Source organism: Solidesulfovibrio magneticus RS-1 (genome assembly GCF_000010665.1).
Taxonomy (GTDB): Bacteria; Desulfobacterota; Desulfovibrionia; order Desulfovibrionales; family Desulfovibrionaceae; genus Solidesulfovibrio; species Solidesulfovibrio magneticus.
Genome location: NC_012796.1, coordinates 1769736 through 1785205, shown reverse-complemented (window position 1 = coordinate 1785205; position 15470 = coordinate 1769736). Strand labels below are relative to the sequence as shown.

The following is a 15470-nucleotide window of genomic DNA, read 5'->3' as shown; positions in this document are numbered from 1 at the left end:
ATACGGCGTCGCGGGGTGGGGAAATCGCGCGGCGGACAAGCGAAAGGCTTTTCAACACGGAGGAAGCAACAATGGGGTTCGGTAGGCAAGTCTTCGAGTTCCTGAAGGCGGCGTCGATTGCGCACGCCAAGTGGGACATGGAAGTGTCCACGTCCATCATCCAGAATCGGAAAAAACTGCTTTTCCTCATGATCCTGGCCCTGCCCATCCTGGCCGTCACCTTCGTCGAGGCCGGCGACTTCATCGGCAGCAAGACCGCTTATGGTCCGGCCTTTTACTCCACCAAGATCTTCCTGGTCTCCATCGCCGTCGGTCTGGCCGCAGGCCTGATCACCGGCTGCATCGGCGCGGGCGGCGGCTTCATCATCACCCCGGCGCTCATGGCCGCCGGCGTCAAGGGCATCCTGGCCGTCGGCACCGACCTCTTCCACATCTTCGCCAAGGCCATCATGGGCACGGCCGTGCACAAAAAGCTCGGCAACGTCTCGGTCAAACTCGCCATCGCCTTCCTGGTCGGCTCCGGCGGCGGCACGTTCATCGGCGGCGCCATCAACAAGGGCCTGTACAACAAGGACCCGCTGCTGTCCGAATTCTTCATCAGCTCCATCTACGCCGTGCTGCTCGGCTTCCTGGGCTTCTATGCCCTCTTTGACTTCCTCAAGGCCTCCCGCCAGCAGGATACCGGTGGCGATTCCCACGGCGGCAGCCACGGCGGCCCCTCCGGCATGACCGGTATGGCCGTGAAGCTGCAGAATCTCAACATCGCCCCCATGATCTCCTTCGACGAGGACTTCGTGCCCGGCGGCAAGCGCATCTCCGGCTGGATCGTGGCCGCCGGCGGCGTCATCGTCGGCATCCTGGCCGCGCTCATGGGCGTGGGCGGCGGCTTCATCACCTTCCCCATGTTCGTCTACGTCTTCGGCGTGTCCTCCATGACCACCGTCGGCACCGACATCCTCCAGATCATCTTCACCGCGGGCCTTGGCGCCATCGCCCAGTACGCCATCTACGGCTACGTGTTCTACACCCTGGCCATGGGCATGTTGCTCGGTTCGCTGTTGGGCATCCAGATCGGCGCCCTGACCACCAAGGTCGTCAAGGGCATCCACATCCGCGGCTTCTACGCCATGTCCATCATCGCCGGCTTCATCAACCGGGTTTCCACCCTGCCCAAAAAGTTCGTCGAGCTTGAGTACCTGGACATGTCCAAGGAGATGGTCAACGGCATCGAATATGTCGGCAACATCGTCTTCTGGATCGTGGTCGCCCTGTTCGGCGTGTGGGTCATCGGCAAGTTCGTTGCCAATATCGGCGCCCTGCGCCAGGAGGGATAAGGGCCATGATCATCACCGACAAGAAACTCTTCGGCAAGGGCGCGCTGCTCATGCTGAGCTTCATCGCCGTGTTCATCCTGATCTTCTCCCCGGTGTTCCCGGGCGGCCAGAATGGTCTGGATTTCTCCGACGACCTCTTCAACAAGCTGTCCAAGGGTTCGTCCTACTTCATCCCCACCGTGGCCAAGTCCGTCAAAGCTTTTGACGGCAAGCAGGTCAACGTCGAAGTCAAGATGAAGTCCCCCGAGGACGTCAAGACCTCCGTGCTGCTGCTGGAAAAAGTCGGCGCCAAGGGCGAGGCCAAGGGCGACAGCATCGTCGTCACCGCCGATCTCGGAGCCATGCTCGGCAAGGTCGTGGCCGATTCCGACATCCTCTACAAGGATGAGACCGACAAGCTGACCGCCGCCTACGGCATGGACGGCAAGGCGGCCATGAAGGGCTGGTGGACGCTTCTCAACGCCATGATCAAGCCCCTGCAGAAGGTCAAGCAGATCGAGGAAGCCAACGTCGTCAACATGGTCAACCAGAAGGCCATCGAGCCGGCCTACAACTTCGCCGGCATCCCGGCCGAGAACATCCTGAGCAAGATCCCCACCGTGGCCGGTCTGCTCATCTTCTACGTCGTCTACACCATGTGGTACGGCTACGCGATCTTCGACATGTTTGGCGGCATGGGCCTGTCCATGAGCAAGTCCAAGATCAAGAAGGAAGCCTAGGCCAAGCCCGGCATCCTTATATGGAAGCGAAAGCCCCGGTCCGCCAAACGGCGGGCCGGGGCTTTTTTGTTGCATGGAGGGCTGCGGCCGCCCGGAAACATGGCCCGGGACGACCATGAAAAAGGCTCGCGCCCTGGCGGCGCAAGCCCTTGAACCGTCGCGACGTCCGACCGCCCCCACTCCGGACGGACGGACGGAAAAAACTAGTCGATAAGCCCCAGGTTCTTGATCAGGTGCAGCAACATGTGCTTGTCGATGGGCTTGGGCACATACGACGTGGCTCCGCCCTTGTAGTAGGCCTCGACCACGTTTTTAGGATCATCCAGGGCCGTGGTCATGATGATCTTGGCTTCGCCAGTCGGCGCGACGCCGCGCTCCTTCTCAATGGCCCGGATACGCTTGAGCGCGGTCTGGCCGTCCATCTCGGGCATCATGATGTCCATGCACACCAGATCATAGGGCTTGGCGTCGTTTAACGACTGGGTAAAGGCTTCCACGGCCTCAAGTCCGTTGACGGCAATATCGACCTCGCCGTACGGGCCGAGAATCTTCTGCAAAATCTTACGGCTGGTGAAATCGTCCTCAACGACCAAAACGCGCATGTCGGCCTCCGGCGACGCGTCCTTCTCCCCCCCAGCGCCGCAGTCGCCAACGGGCCAGGGGCATGGATGCGCCTTGTCGTAAACTAGGTGGAATCGCGAAAAAAGGCAATCGCCGCCCCGCCCCGCCTCCTTGCGTGGAGGCGGGAACCCGCGTAAGTCAGGCGGGATGCCGCAAGCGCGGCGATGGAGCAATACATGGGTTTTTTCGACAAATTTCTTTTTTACGCCTCTGCCGTGGAACCGAGCTGGCACAAGACTTGGCCCTTTGGGCCGGGCCTTGAAGAGGGTTTTTGGTCCGTCACCTTCAAGGGGCTTTTCATCGCCGCCATCCTCGGCGGCATGGCCTGGCTTTTGCGCTGGCTTTTTGGCCCGGGCGGCCCGCTGCGGGAAAAGGAGTTCGACGAACCCGATCCCGAAGCGCCTGTCGAAACCCCGAAAACGCCCTTGAACCGCCAAGCCGCCGACGCCGTGGATCACGCCGACGCCGGCAACGAGCCCCATGTCTGAACTCCTTGAGACCGCCTCGGCCTGGTTCGAGGCCTATTACCGCAGCCTGGCCGACGATGCCCCCCAGGACGCCGGCCATCTGGAACTCAAGCGCCTGCACTGCCGCAGGGTCATGGACGAGGCGGCCGCCTTGGCCGAAAGCCTGGAACTGTCGCCGCGTCTTCGTGAACTGGCCGCCATCGCCGGCCTGTGCCACGACGTCGGACGTTTCCCCCAGTACCGGCGCTACAAGACCTTCAGCGACCGCCAAAGCGTCAACCACGCCCGCCTGGGCACGGCAACGCTGTCCCGCCACGACGGCCTTGGCCAACTGTCCCGTCGTGATCGCACCCTTGTGCGCATGGCCATCGTCGTGCACAACCGCCGCCTCCTGCCCGCCGCCTTGCTTTCCGGTGACGATCCCGAGGCACTGACCCTGTCGCGCCTTCTCCGCGACGCCGACAAGCTCGACATCGTCCGAATCATGCTCGACCATTTTCGAGCCGACGGCCCTAAGGACGACGTGGTGTTCCTGGGCCAGCCCGACACCGGCCGCTACAGCCCGTCCATCGTCGATGACATCCTGGCCGGCAAGCTTGGCAGCTACGAAAACATGGCTTCCGCCACCGACTTCGCCCTGCTGATCCTCAGCTGGATCCACGACATGGCCTATCCCTGGACCCGAAACCAGTTTTTTGCGCGCGGCCATGTCCAGGGACTGTTTGACCAATTGCCCGACACGCCTGATCTTGCGGCGCTGCGGACCTGGTATTTCGAGCGGCACGCGCCGGCAGCCTCCTGACGCGCGAACCCAAGGGGCGTCCAGCATGGAATTTTCGCCAATCCTCTTCGACACCGTCGTCATCGTCTCCAAAAACGAGGACAACGCCCGGCGTGACCGGCGCTCCCTGGCCTCCTTTCGGCCCCAGCGGGTGGAGGTCTTCGCTTCGGGCCAAAAAGCCCTGGCCTTTCTGTCCGCCAACCATGCCGACATGGTGCTCGTCGACAGCCACATCGAGGACATGGACGCCATGCAGTTTTTGCGCGCCGCCCGCCGCGACCTGCGCCTGCGCGATGTGCCGGTGGTCATGGTCACGGCCAACACCAGCCGCGACCAAGTCCTTGACGCCATTGCCCAGGGCTGCGCCGGTTACATCCTGCGCCCCTACTCCGAAGACACCTTCGCCAAGCACGTCCTGCGCGGCTGCCAGGTGGAACGGGTCACGGAAATCGAGCGACAGCAGATCGCCGACGCCCGCGACATGATGGCCGCCGGCAACTTCGACGACGCCATCGAGGCTTTCGAGGAAATCATCTCCGAACAAAGCCAGGCCCAGAAATACTACGACATGGGCTGCCGCTGCTTGGTGCGCCAGAAATTCGGCCAAGCCATCATCGCCTTTAAAAAGGCCATCAAAATAAACGACCTCTTCGCCGAAGCCTACAAGGGGCTGGCCGACGCCTACAAGGCCAAGGGCGAACTCGACGAATTCAAGCGCTACCTGCAAAAAGCCGCCGAGGTCCATGCCCAGTTCAACCGCCTGGAAGAGACCAAGGAACTGTTCATCGAGATCCTCAAATACGATCCCCTCTCGCCCAACCCCTTCAATTCCCTGGGGGTCAAGCTGCGCAAAAGCGGCGACCTGGCCGGAGCGCTCCATGCCTACACCCAGGCCCTGACGCTCACGCCCGAAGACGAGAACATCCATTTCAACATTTCCAAGGCCTACTACTTCATGGGCAACGTGGAGTCGGCCAAGGTGAGCGTGGAAAAAGCCCTGGAACTCAGCCCCGGCTTCGAGGAAGGGCGCAAGCTCTACCGCAAGCTCTACAACCGCGAATACCCCCGCCCCGCCGGCCCCGGCAGCCCCAAACCGACTGTCACCATGGCCCGGGATGATTAAGTGAGCGGACCGGAAGAAATGCCTCCGGCGGCCGGGAGGGGGTAACCCCCTCCCGGAACCTCCCTGAAAGGGGGCAAGGGGGTGCGAGCCATGCTGTTTGGTTGGCTCGGCGCAGCCGCGACGTGTCGTCGCTGCACGCATTGACTTGGGCCACGGCCTTTGCCACTATCTGACCATGAAAAATCACGTCATGCCGCCCGCCAAGGCCGCCCTGGGCCTGGCCGCCTCGGCCGCCGTCCTTGTCCCGGCCACGGCCCAGGCCGCCGCCGATGCCAGCCTCGATTCCGGCAATCTGCTCATCAATCTCATCCTGCTCGGCCTGGCCATGTTCGTGCTCTTCAGGGTCTTGTCAGGGCGTCGCAACAAAAACGGCGACCAGACCCAAGCCCCGCCTCGCTCCGATGACCAGGACGACCGCGACGACGACGCCCCGCCGCAAAATCAGCCGCCCCGGCGCGGACCCGACATGTACACCAATGCCCAGGCCACCTGGGACATGCTGCGCTCGCCGGACAAACGCCCGGGCACGCCGGCCCGGGCCGATGGCCAGGCCGCGCCGCCCGCCCCGGCCAACGCGCCGGCCGGCTCGGACGAGGAATTCCTGGCCGGAGCCAAAATGGCCTACAGCCGCATCGCCGCCTCCCTGGGCGGCCGCGACTTCGGCGATCTGGCCTCATTTGTCAGCCCGGCCTATCTGGCAGAACTCCAAAACACCCTGCCCCAGACGCCGGCCGGCCGCCCCGACATCCTGCTGATAAACGCCGCCTTGGCCGAACGCCGGGAAACGCCTGGACGCACCGTCATGGTGGTGGACTACGACGTGCTGGCCCGCCAGCCCGGCGCCACGGAAAACACCACTCTGCGCGAGCGCTGGACCTTTTCCCGCGACAACGCCGCCCCAGGAGCGAACTGGCTGCTTGACGCCATGCAGCGGCGTTAATAGCGCGTCCCCGAAAAGCGCTCATGGCGTTTCATGAACAACAAGCCAACGCCCTTATTTATCTGAAAAAAAACTAACCTCTTTGAGAAGGACCGAAGCGTTAGCCTGCCACGGCGCGCACCGCTTGCCTGAGCCCGGCCGGTCATGTCGGCCCCATCCCCCGCGCCCGGCTTGTCCCGGGATAAGCCGCCTTGCGCCTGCATCAGGACCGGGCGCCGTTTCCAGCCCACCCTCAAATCGGGCTTCGTCCCCCATTGGACATTGGCCCAATGGTGTGGCATGGATGCTTTCCACGCCGGAAAGGTTCCCCCGCCGCAGCAAACCATGCCAGGTTGAAACGGCGTAGTGGCAGCAATAGCCCGGTCAAGCGGAAGCCGAGAACCTGTTTTCATGCAACGCCAGCATAGCACTCCTTGTTTTCTCTGCGTCCTTGTCGCCGCAACAATTTTCCTTGTTGCCTTGCTCCTCGGGCATGGCCATCGCAGCCTGTCCACAGGCTACAAAAGTCTGGTGACCATCGGCGCAACAACGCCTCCAGACAGCGCGCCGGAACAGCAACGCACCGACGCCTACCATAACGCCGTAGCCCTGGCTTTTCGGGATGCCCTCCACAAGGGCGATGTCGCGGCGGTCTATTTCAATGACTCAGTCATGGGCGGTCACAACGACGACGAACCGCGCACCACCATCGCCACGATGCTTGGCGACCTGCGCGGCCTGTCCATCCACCCCGTCAGCGGCCCGGGCTACGCGGCGACCCTTTTTCGGGAATACGCCGAGCTCATTGCCAAGGCGCAACAACGGCCGCGGCTGGCTATTGTTTCCATCAACCTGCGCGCGTTTTCCGATGACTGGTTTTTCACACCGCGCTGGATGTACGCCGCCACCGTCGATTATCTGCGGCTTCTGGCTTCGCCGCCGACCCTGGCCGACGTGCCGGCCTGGCTGGTGTCCGGCGAGCGCGACCCGGCCGTCTGGTGGACGGCGCGCACGCGTCGGGACGCCTCCGGGCACGAAACGCTCTTTCGGGAAATCAACGCCCGGCGCAACCGGCTCATGGCCGCGACGAAGCCCGGCCTCTCCCCGGAAGAGGCCAAACGCCGGCAGCTTTTCATCAAGCACTACATGACCGACATCCCGGCCAGCCATCCCATGATCGGCCACCTGCTGGACACGGCGGCCAGGCTGTCCCGGGCCGGTGTGACGACGCTTTTTTACCTGACGCCCATCGACGTGGAAGGCGGCATGTCGCTTGTGGGCGGGGAGTTCGCGGCCACGGTCTCGGACAGCGCCCGGCGCGTTGTCAGGACGTTGGCCGAGGCCGGCGTGGACTGCCTGGACCTGTCGGCGCTGCTGCCCGAGGACCAGTTCGTGGACCGCGACTACGCCTGCGAGCATCTCAACCTGGCCGGCCGCCGCCAGGTAGCCGAGGCCCTGGCCGCCCACCTGGCGAAGCGAACGGTTCCGGGAGACAAGGTCTTGCCCCGATAATCCTTGCCCGCAGCCGGACGGCCAGCATCTTGGCGCTGATCCCATGAAAAAGAACGCGCCGGCCTGTTTCCAGGCCGGCGCATCATGTCGCTCCACGACGTATATCGGCCCCCACGCCCGGGTCTTGCGCTACGCCGCCACCATTTTTTGAATGCCGGTGAGCAGGGCCTGAAAACTTTTCGAACAATTATGATCAAGGGCCATAAAAGGGGCTATCGCCCGCGAACCAGACAATTTTTCGTAGGCATAGCCCGTCAGCATGGAAAGTTCTTTTGACGGAGACCCCAGACTGTCGGGATTTCGGTATTTTTTCTTTTGTTGCAAGCCTCGTAATCCCGAAAGGTTGAGTCCTTGCTCAACGGCTGCGAGATCACCCAAATAGAAGCTTTCCAACTCCCTGCAAGCAATACGAACGAGTATGCGCTTGTCTTTGGCTCCCTCGCACAGAAGATTGAGCCTTGATTTAATAGCACGACAGTCGCCGGCATCTTGATCTCGCATCACGATGAACACGGAATTCGGCATTCGCCAATGGCGTATCTTCTTAGTCAAGTTCTTCTCTAAATCCTGCTTTCCTTGAAAAACGATATATCTGACAAGCCACTGCCGTGGCAGAATCCGAGGCAATATGCCCTCCAGCATGGCCTTGGCCGATGGCTCTTCCAGAAAAAAGACCAGTGTTTTCATTGAGGGTCCGCCCCTTCAAAAAAACCCTGCTCCCAAAGATAGCCCATCTGGTCGCCCTCGGCCATGTATGCGGCCAATTGTTGGTCATCCCTGGCCCGGCGAATCTGGGTATAGCCCTTGGTCTTGATGAGCCAAAAAACCTCGTCCAATTTGGCGGCGTTGAGAAAATCCGGAGAATGCGTCGAAACAAAAACCTGGCCGCCCCGGTGCGCGTAGGCCCTGAACTCCTCGGCGAGTTCCCACAGCAGTTTCGGATACAGTTGATTTTCCGGCTCCTCGACACACAGGAGGGGATGTGGGGCCGGGTCATAGAGCAGCGTCAGATAGGCGAGCATTTTGATGGTGCCGTCGGAAACATAACGGGCTAAAAAGGGATCCTCGAACGCCCCATCCTGAAACTTCAACAAGACTCGGCCTTCTTCCGTTGTCTTCGACTCGACGCTTGTAATGCCGGGGACGCGCATTTGCAGCAGCGACAAGATCTTGTCGAAGGCCGTTCGCTTATTCTTGTACAAGTATTCTATGACAAGCGATAGATTCTCGCCCTCCCGGGAGAGGTGCTCGGCATAGCCGGCCTCTTGTTCCGGCCGGGCCTTGCTTATATGAAAATCCGAGATGTGCCAGTTCTCTATGAGATTGCCCAGCGCCATCACAGCCGGAAAACGTTCAAATTGCGCCAGCCCCTTTATGGCCAGGATGTCAGCTGATTTCAGTTTCTGCTCTTCCCTGTCCAATTCCCGAACATCGTTGGTTTTCTCCAGTTCATTGGTGACCGCTGTCCCCTGGCCACGTGAGAAATCCAGAAAATGCCAGGGTTGACCGCTACTGCCCCGGCGATATTTGAGAATTTCCCGTTCAACGATGGCCTTGCCGTTGTGTTCGCCAATTTGCAGGAAATAGGTCGTCAGCGGACTCTCTGTGCCAGCCCGAAACTTCAATTCAATCTCTATGGGACCCTGGGCGTTTCGGCTGCGGACTTCCTGAAATCCCCGGCTGCCGCCCAACTTGGCCAAAGCGACATTGACGTTGCTCGCCATGGCATCACGCAAAAAACCAAACACCTGAAAGATGGTCGATTTTCCCGTGCCGTTGGCGCCGACAATGACGCAGAAGCTTGGCAGGTCCGAGAGTTCGGCGTCCTGGAAGGATTTGAAATTGCGCAGCCTTATGGATTCAATTTTCATCCCTTTGTCCTCCCAGTCGAACCATGGCGGCAACGCAGTAACGAATACCCGCACATTGTGGGTAATTACACCGTATGTCGTTAAAACAGAAGGTCTTCTCGCTTACCCTAAAATGCCGTCCCGTTCGCCGCGATGTCGGCAACCAGGCGTTCCTTGAGGGCTTTCGACACCGGCCCGGGCCGGCCGTCGCCGACGGGGACGCCGTTGTAGCGCACGATGCTCAGGCAATCGTTGGTGGTGCCGAGGATGAACATTTCCCGGGCCGTGGCGATGTCTTCCTCGCGGATGCCGGTAAAGACCACTTCCATCTCGCCCTCCATAAGCTCAACGGCCCGAAGCAAGGTGGTGCCTGTCAGCGCGTTGGTGAGTTCCGGCACCACGAAGCGGCCGGCGGCGTCCACGATGCAGATGTTTTCCGTGGCCCCTTCGGCCAGAAAGCCCTTGTCGTCGTAGCAGACCGGATAATCTTCGCCGCGCGCGGTCGCCTCGCGCTTCATGAGCACATTGGGCAGGTAATCGATGGATTTGATGCGGGCCAGGTAGTTCTGCTTGGCCGGGATGGAGGTGCGAAAGGCGGTGACGCCCTGAGCAAAGGACACGGCCGGCCGGGGGTGGAAGCGGTAGGCCACGATGGTCAGGCTCGGGGTCGGGCATTCGGCCGGGTCGATGCCAAAGCCGCCGGGGCCGCGTCCGACCAGCACCCGCACCATGCCGTCGTCGACGCCGCCGGCCCGGCAGACGTCAAGGGTCAGCTTGGCGACCTTGTCCCAGGAACACGGCGGATCAAGATGGATCGCCGCCGCCGAGCGGGCCATGCGGTCGAAATGCGGCTTCACCTGATACAGTTTGCGACCAATGTATTTGAGGGTCTCGAAGACGCCGTCGCCCCGGTGGACGAGATGGTCGTCCAGCGGCATGAGCATGAGTCGCGGGTCCTTGCCGATGACGCCGATACGGTGGTCGTAAAACGCCAGCACGCCCTCGCCCCCGGGGCGCGGCGCGGCCAGCAGGCGTTCCAAATACGTTTGGGCGTCAGCAATCTCAGGCATGGGACACTCCTTCTATGCAAAATGGGGGAAACGACGCTCGGCCGTTTCCCCCGTTTGCCCCGCTTCCGAGGCCTTAGCAAGCACCATTCGCGCGTTGTCGCGGCGCCATTTTCCATGGTCCGCACCAACGCTCCCCTTCTACCCAATTGGGGGGTCCGGGGGCCTCAGGCCCCCGGCGGAGAGGTCCAGGAGAGGCAGAGCCTCTCCTGGCCGCCGGAGGCATCTTCTCTTCCCTCTCCCCGCCTAAACGCGCACCTGGCCGCGTTCCATGAGCAGTTCAGCGATCTGCACGGCGTTGAGCGCCGCGCCCTTGCGGATGTTATCGGCCACGATCCACAGGTGCAGGCCGTTTTCGATGGTGTTGTCCTCGCGGATGCGTCCGACGAAGACCGGGTCTTCGCCGCCGGCCATCAGCGGCATGGGATAGATCTTCTCGGCCGGGTTGTCGTAGACCACGACGCCCGGAGCCTGGGACAGGATGGCCCGGGCTTCCTTGGCCGTGATCTTTTTTTCCGTCTCGATGTTGACCGACTCGCTGTGGCCGTAGAAAACCGGCACGCGCACAGTGGTGGCCGTCACCTTGATGGAGTCGTCACCCATGATCTTGTTGGTCTCTTTGATCATCTTGATCTCTTCGAAGGTGTAGTCACCATCGGAGAAGACGTCGATCTGGGGCAGACAGTTAAACGCGATCTGGTGCGGATACACCTTCACGTCCGGTTCCTGGCTGTTGAACAGCTGGCGCACCTGCGTTTCCAGCTCGGCAATGGCCTTCTGGCCAGTGCCGGACACGGCCTGATAGGTGGAAACAATGACGCGCTTGATTTTCCCCACGTCGTGCAGGGGCTTGAGCGCCACCACCATCTGGATGGTCGAACAGTTGGGATTGGCGATGATGCCCTTGTGCCAGTCCACGTCCTCGGGATTGACCTCGGGCACCACCAGCGGCACCTCGGGGTCCATGCGCCAGGCGCTGGAATTGTCGATGACCACGCAACCGGACTTGACCGCGAACGGAGCGAACTGTTTCGAGGTGGAGCCGCCGGCGGAAAACAGCGCGATGTCGACGCCTTCAAAGGATTTCTCGGTCATTTCCTCGACGATGAGCTCCCCGCCGGCAAACGGCACGGTAGTGCCGGCCGAGCGCGAGGACGCCAAGGCTTTCACGGTCGTTGCCGGGAAAGCGCGACCTTCCAGCGTCTTGAGCATTTCACGGCCAACGGCGCCCGTGGCGCCGGCCACTGCCACAACCAACTCGCCCCCGCCCATACGATCCTCCGTAAGGCAATCTGCGTGTGTGCCGCACTCCGCAACCGAGCGCATCCCGACAGGAAGCGCGGCGAAAATTGTCGTCAATGCGTTGCGAGATGTTCAGGGGGAGAAGCCTCCGGCGGCCAAAGGGCTGCCGCCCTTTGGAAACCCGCAACGGGAACGGCTTCAATATGGTTCTTCTCTCTGCCCCCGACGGTGTCCCGACTAATATTCCAGGCCCGAGACGATGGAGAGCACGGCCTCGGCCTTGTTGAGCGTGTAGAGATGCACGCCCGGCGCGCCCCGGCGCAGCAGATCCTGGGCCTGCTTGCGGGCGTAAGCGATGCCAACCTCGGCCACGGCGGCGTTGCCGCCGGCGGCATCGGCCGCTTCCAGCTCGGCCATGTAGGCCGGCGGCAGCGACGCGCCGCACAGGGCGGCAAACCGCTTGATGCTGGCCAGGCTGAGGACCGGCAACACGCCCGGCACCATGGGCGCGTCAATGCCGGCGGCCCGGGCCCGGGCCACGAAATCGAAATAGCGGTCGTTGTCGAAAAAGAGCTGGGTGACGGCAAAGCTGCCGCCCAGGGCCAGCTTATGGCGCAGATGCTCCAGATCTTCTTGCGGCGAGACGGCCTCGGGATGACACTCGGGATAGCCGGCCACGCCCAGGCACAGGTTCGGATACTCGGCCCGGATGAAGGCCACGAGATCGGAAGCGTGCTGGAAATCCTCGGAATCCGGCACGAACGTCTCCTGCCCCTTGGGCGGATCGCCGCGAAGGGCCAGGACGTTGTCCACGCCGGCCTGGGCCAGGGCGCCGAGGAAACCGCGAATCTTGTCCTTGCTCGCGCCCACGCACGTCAGATGGGCCATGGGCTCCAGGCCGTAGGCGGTCTTCAGGCGCGAGACGATCTCCAGCGTGTGGGCATGGGTGCTGCCGCCGGCCCCGTAGGTGACGGAGACGAAAAGCGGGCGCACCGGGATGAGCTTCTCGACCACGCCGAAAAACCCGTCCCAGGCCTCACGCTCCTTGGGCGGGAAAAACTCCAACGAAACAAACGGCCGCCTGGCCTCCATCAACTCCCTGATCCGCACAGCGTCTCCTTTGGGGAGGGGAAGGAAGAACCGGGGGAAAACCCCTTTTTGCACAAAGGGGTTTTCCCCCGGGCCCCCTTTCCCCAAAAACTCTTCAAGGGGGGTTGGCATTGCCGGCAAATAAGCCGGCGGGTCAAGCCGTTTCGGCCACTAGGGCGTCCACGATGTCGCGGTCGGCCTCCAGAAACGGTCTGGTCCTGCCCTGTTCGGGCGTCAGCCATTCCATGTCCTGGCCTTCCAAGGGGAGCGGCTCCCCGTCATACGCCCGGACGTGAAAAAAATGGAGACGAACCGAGAGGTGTTGGTAGGCATGCGCTTTTTCGCGGAAAAAGGCAATCGTGACAGGCCTTATGCCCAATTCTTCACAAAGTTCGCGGTCCAGCGCCTTCTCCGGCGTCTCGCCCGGTTCGATCTTACCGCCTGGAAATTCATAGGCTCCGGCCATGGCCTTGCCCTCGGGGCGCTTGACGCCGAGATACCGGCCGTCCTTCCAGATGACGGCGGCCACCACCTCGACAACTTTGGCGGCCCCGCTCATACATCCTCCACCAGGGCGGCCCGGCGGGCCTCCAGATCGGCGATCTCCTCTTCCATGACGGCCATGCGGGCGAGCAGATCCTCGGCTTCGCGCGAAAGGTCGCTGTACTCCTTGCTGAGCTTGGAAAACAGTTCGCGCTGGGCGTAGGTTTCGGGATCGGCCATGACGGCCTCGACTTCGGACTGCTTGGCCAGCAAGGTTTCCAGCTCGGCTTCGAGCTTCTCAAAGGCCTCGCGCTTGGGTTTGATGTCGCGGTAGAGGGCGTTTCGCAGCTCGGCCACCCGGCGCTTGCGCTCCTTGTCCTCCTGGCGCGACAGCTTGGGCGCGCTTTGGGCGTTGTCCTCGGCCGCGCCCGCCCCCTCGGCCTTGGACGCGGCGGCGGCCTCGGCCAGCCGGGCCGCCTCGTAGGCGGCGTAGCCTTCCTCGTAAACGACCAGCCCCTCAGCCCCCACGGACCAGACCTCGGCGGCGGCCTCGCGCAAGAGATAACGGTCGTGGGCGACCATCAGGATGGTGCCCGAATATTCGGCCAGGGCGCGCACCAGCGCTTCGCGGCTTTCCAGGTCCAGGTGGTTGGTGGGTTCGTCCAGGACCAGGAAATTGGCCCGCGCCGAAAAGAGACCCGCCAACACCAGCCGCGACTTCTCGCCGCCGGAGAGCTCGAACACCCGGCGGTCCCAATAGTCCTCGCCCAGAAGGAACAGCCCCAGGGTGGAGCAGCACTCCAGATGCGTGGCCTTGGGGCCGGCCATGCGCCGCATCTCGGACATGACCGTGCCTTCGGTATTGAGGATCTCCGTCTGGTGCTGGCTGAAATACCCCAGCTTGACGCCCGTGCCGAGGACCAGCCGGCCGTCGTTGGGTTTGTTGACGCCGACGATGAGCTTTAGAAGCGTGGTCTTGCCCGCGCCGTTGTGGCCGACGAGCGCCACCTTCTGGCCCCGGAACAGCTGAAAGGTGAGCGGCGGCCACAGCGGCGCGCGGTCGGGCCAGTGGTAGGCCAGATCGGCGGCGGCGCACACGGTCTTGTCGCAGCGCTCGGGCTCGGGCAGGGAGAAATCGAGGGTGCGGCCGCGCACGTCGGGCCGGTCGCCGCGCAGGCTCTCGATCTCCTTGTTGAGCTTTTCCACGTTTTTGAGCTTGCTCTGGGCCTGCCGGGCCTTGCTCGACTTGTAGCGGAAGCGGTCGATAAAGACGTTGTGCTGCTTGATCTTGTTGTCGATGGCCGCAGCCTGCCGCTCCCACTGCTTTTCCATCTCCTCGCGCCAGGCCAAAAACTGGGAGAACGACCCGGGCCGCCAGATGGGCTTGGTTTCGCCCAAAAACAGCGTGTGGGTAGCCACGCGGTCGAGAAACACCCGGTCGTGGGCCACGAAGATGAGCACGCCCTCGAAGGCGGTCAAAAACGCCTCCAACCAGGCCACGGCTTCGAGGTCGAGATGGTTGGTGGGTTCGTCCAGAAGCAGCACGTCGGCCCCGGCCGTGAGCACCCGGGCGAGCTTGGCCCGCTCGCGCCAGCCGCCGGACAGGCCGGACAAGGGGCCGGCCATATGCTTTTCCTCAAACCCCAGGCCCGAAAGGATGGTCTTGGCCCGATGCTCGGGATTGTAGCCCAGGGCATGTTCGAGGCTGGCCTGCTCGTGGGCCAGGGCCGTCATGGCCGCCTCGTCGCCGGCGGCCACGGCCGCGTCGTAGCGTTGCCAGAATTCCTTCCAGGACGGCAGCGCGGCCATGACCCAGGCTAAAAGCGACATGCCGAGATCGGAAGCGTCCATTTCCTGGGCCACATAGCCCAGGCGCGCGCCGGTGGAGAGGACCATCCGGCCGCTGTCGGGTTCGGACACGCCGGCAATGAGTTTAAGAAGCGTGGACTTGCCCGCGCCGTTCTGGCCGACCACGGCCAGGCGCGTACCGCCGGGGATCTCCAGGGAGAATTCCCTAAACAGGTCGCGGCCGGCATAGGCCTTGGAAATATTTTGCAGACTGACTTTGGCCATGGGGAGTGCGTCGTTTGGCTGGAAGTTATTTCGTGGAGCCGGCCATAGGATCAGGAGGAAGCCTCCGGCGGCCAAAGGGCTCTCGCCCTTTGGAATCCCCGATAGCGTGGCAAGAGGGTTCCGTCAGAACCTTCATCGGCTTCGCGCGCGTTGTACGCAAAAACGGGCAGGAGAACCAGCCCCGAGGGGG

15 protein-coding genes are annotated in these 15470 nt (G+C 62.5%); 7 read left to right on the top strand and 8 right to left on the bottom strand.

Features of this window, described 5'->3' with window-relative positions; all coding sequences use genetic code 11:
- Nucleotides 1–71 precede the first annotated feature (71 nt).
- Both DMR_RS07510 and DMR_RS07505 read left to right on the top strand, forming a co-directional pair.
- A complete protein-coding gene (locus DMR_RS07510; RefSeq protein ID WP_043600285.1) occupies nucleotides 72–1334 on the top strand; it encodes a sulfite exporter TauE/SafE family protein in 1263 nt (420 codons plus the stop codon).
- Nucleotides 1335–1339: 5 nt separating this feature from the next.
- Nucleotides 1340–2053: a hypothetical protein gene (locus tag DMR_RS07505; RefSeq protein ID WP_015860310.1), complete on the top strand. Its 714-nt coding sequence runs from the start codon at nucleotides 1340–1342 to the stop codon at nucleotides 2051–2053.
- Between the two features lie 203 nt (nucleotides 2054–2256).
- Here the strand turns inward: DMR_RS07505 and DMR_RS07500 are convergent, their stop codons facing one another.
- Nucleotides 2257–2655 carry a response regulator gene (locus DMR_RS07500; RefSeq protein WP_006918285.1) on the bottom strand — a complete coding sequence of 133 codons (399 nt, stop codon included), beginning with the start codon at nucleotides 2653–2655 and terminating at the stop codon, nucleotides 2257–2259.
- 195 nt (nucleotides 2656–2850) lie between these two features.
- On the opposite strand from DMR_RS07500, the gene DMR_RS07495 reads away from it, so the two are divergent.
- The 5 genes from DMR_RS07495 to DMR_RS07470 all read left to right on the top strand — a co-directional run bounded on the left by DMR_RS07495 (nucleotide 2851) and on the right by DMR_RS07470 (nucleotide 7476).
- Nucleotides 2851–3162: a hypothetical protein gene (locus DMR_RS07495; protein ID WP_043600282.1), complete on the top strand. Its 312-nt coding sequence runs from the start codon at nucleotides 2851–2853 to the stop codon at nucleotides 3160–3162.
- Nucleotides 3155–3943, top strand: a complete 789-nt coding sequence (locus DMR_RS07490; RefSeq protein WP_015860308.1) for an HD domain-containing protein — start codon at nucleotides 3155–3157, stop codon at nucleotides 3941–3943. Before DMR_RS07495 ends, DMR_RS07490 begins: the two co-directional genes overlap by 8 nt.
- Nucleotides 3944–3968: 25 nt before the next feature.
- Entirely contained in the window at nucleotides 3969–5045 is a 1077-nt protein-coding gene (locus DMR_RS07485; RefSeq protein WP_015860307.1) for a tetratricopeptide repeat protein, read from the top strand.
- A 190-nt stretch (nucleotides 5046–5235) separates the two neighbouring features.
- Nucleotides 5236–5985 (top strand): hypothetical protein, encoded by a 750-nt coding sequence (locus DMR_RS07480; protein WP_148208387.1) that lies wholly within the window; start codon nucleotides 5236–5238, stop codon nucleotides 5983–5985.
- A 390-nt stretch (nucleotides 5986–6375) separates the two neighbouring features.
- Complete coding sequence (locus DMR_RS07470) at nucleotides 6376–7476, top strand: hypothetical protein (RefSeq protein ID WP_015860305.1); 1101 nt, start codon at nucleotides 6376–6378, stop codon at nucleotides 7474–7476.
- Between the two features lie 129 nt (nucleotides 7477–7605).
- On the opposite strand, the gene DMR_RS07465 is transcribed toward DMR_RS07470, so the two are convergent.
- The 7 genes from DMR_RS07465 to DMR_RS07435 form a co-directional block, all read right to left on the bottom strand.
- Entirely contained in the window at nucleotides 7606–8163 is a 558-nt protein-coding gene (locus DMR_RS07465) for a DUF4276 family protein (RefSeq protein ID WP_015860304.1), read from the bottom strand.
- A complete protein-coding gene (locus DMR_RS07460; protein WP_015860303.1) occupies nucleotides 8160–9347 on the bottom strand; it encodes an AAA family ATPase in 1188 nt (395 codons plus the stop codon). The genes DMR_RS07465 and DMR_RS07460 overlap by 4 nt, the downstream gene beginning before the upstream one ends.
- Before the next feature lie 107 nt (nucleotides 9348–9454).
- Complete coding sequence (locus tag DMR_RS07455) at nucleotides 9455–10396, bottom strand: aminotransferase class IV (protein WP_015860302.1); 942 nt, start codon at nucleotides 10394–10396, stop codon at nucleotides 9455–9457.
- 243 nt (nucleotides 10397–10639) lie between these two features.
- Nucleotides 10640–11665, bottom strand: coding sequence for an aspartate-semialdehyde dehydrogenase (locus tag DMR_RS07450; RefSeq protein ID WP_015860301.1), 1026 nt, complete (start codon nucleotides 11663–11665; stop codon nucleotides 10640–10642).
- Between the two features lie 207 nt (nucleotides 11666–11872).
- On the bottom strand, nucleotides 11873–12745 hold the full coding sequence (gene metF / locus DMR_RS07445; RefSeq protein WP_043600276.1) for a methylenetetrahydrofolate reductase [NAD(P)H]: 873 nt from the start codon (nucleotides 12743–12745) through the stop codon (nucleotides 11873–11875).
- 133 nt (nucleotides 12746–12878) lie between these two features.
- On the bottom strand, nucleotides 12879–13283 hold the full coding sequence (locus DMR_RS07440; RefSeq protein ID WP_015860299.1) for a (deoxy)nucleoside triphosphate pyrophosphohydrolase: 405 nt from the start codon (nucleotides 13281–13283) through the stop codon (nucleotides 12879–12881).
- Nucleotides 13280–15280, bottom strand: a complete 2001-nt coding sequence (locus DMR_RS07435) for an ABC-F family ATP-binding cassette domain-containing protein (RefSeq protein ID WP_015860298.1) — start codon at nucleotides 15278–15280, stop codon at nucleotides 13280–13282. The genes DMR_RS07440 and DMR_RS07435 overlap by 4 nt, the downstream gene beginning before the upstream one ends.
- Nucleotides 15281–15470 lie beyond the last annotated feature (190 nt).

Bases quoted from the DNA above. Each gene is read 5' to 3' on its own strand.
- DMR_RS07440 (WP_015860299.1), bottom strand. From the start codon at position 13,283: ATGAGCGGGGCCGCCAAAGTTGTCGAGGTGGTGGCCGCCGTCATCTGG.
- DMR_RS07500 (WP_006918285.1), bottom strand. From the start codon at position 2,655: ATGCGCGTTTTGGTCGTTGAGGACGATTTCACCAGCCGTAAGATTTTG.
- DMR_RS07455 (WP_015860302.1), bottom strand. From the start codon at position 10,396: ATGCCTGAGATTGCTGACGCCCAAACGTATTTGGAACGCCTGCTGGCC.
- DMR_RS07510 (WP_043600285.1), top strand. From the start codon at position 72: ATGGGGTTCGGTAGGCAAGTCTTCGAGTTCCTGAAGGCGGCGTCGATT.
- DMR_RS07495 (WP_043600282.1), top strand. From the start codon at position 2,851: ATGGGTTTTTTCGACAAATTTCTTTTTTACGCCTCTGCCGTGGAACCG.
- DMR_RS07435 (WP_015860298.1), bottom strand. From the start codon at position 15,280: ATGGCCAAAGTCAGTCTGCAAAATATTTCCAAGGCCTATGCCGGCCGC.
- DMR_RS07470 (WP_015860305.1), top strand. From the start codon at position 6,376: ATGCAACGCCAGCATAGCACTCCTTGTTTTCTCTGCGTCCTTGTCGCC.
- DMR_RS07490 (WP_015860308.1), top strand. From the start codon at position 3,155: ATGTCTGAACTCCTTGAGACCGCCTCGGCCTGGTTCGAGGCCTATTAC.
- DMR_RS07480 (WP_148208387.1), top strand. From the start codon at position 5,236: ATGCCGCCCGCCAAGGCCGCCCTGGGCCTGGCCGCCTCGGCCGCCGTC.
- DMR_RS07460 (WP_015860303.1), bottom strand. From the start codon at position 9,347: ATGAAAATTGAATCCATAAGGCTGCGCAATTTCAAATCCTTCCAGGAC.
- DMR_RS07465 (WP_015860304.1), bottom strand. From the start codon at position 8,163: ATGAAAACACTGGTCTTTTTTCTGGAAGAGCCATCGGCCAAGGCCATG.
- DMR_RS07485 (WP_015860307.1), top strand. From the start codon at position 3,969: ATGGAATTTTCGCCAATCCTCTTCGACACCGTCGTCATCGTCTCCAAA.
- DMR_RS07505 (WP_015860310.1), top strand. From the start codon at position 1,340: ATGATCATCACCGACAAGAAACTCTTCGGCAAGGGCGCGCTGCTCATG.
- DMR_RS07450 (WP_015860301.1), bottom strand. From the start codon at position 11,665: ATGGGCGGGGGCGAGTTGGTTGTGGCAGTGGCCGGCGCCACGGGCGCC.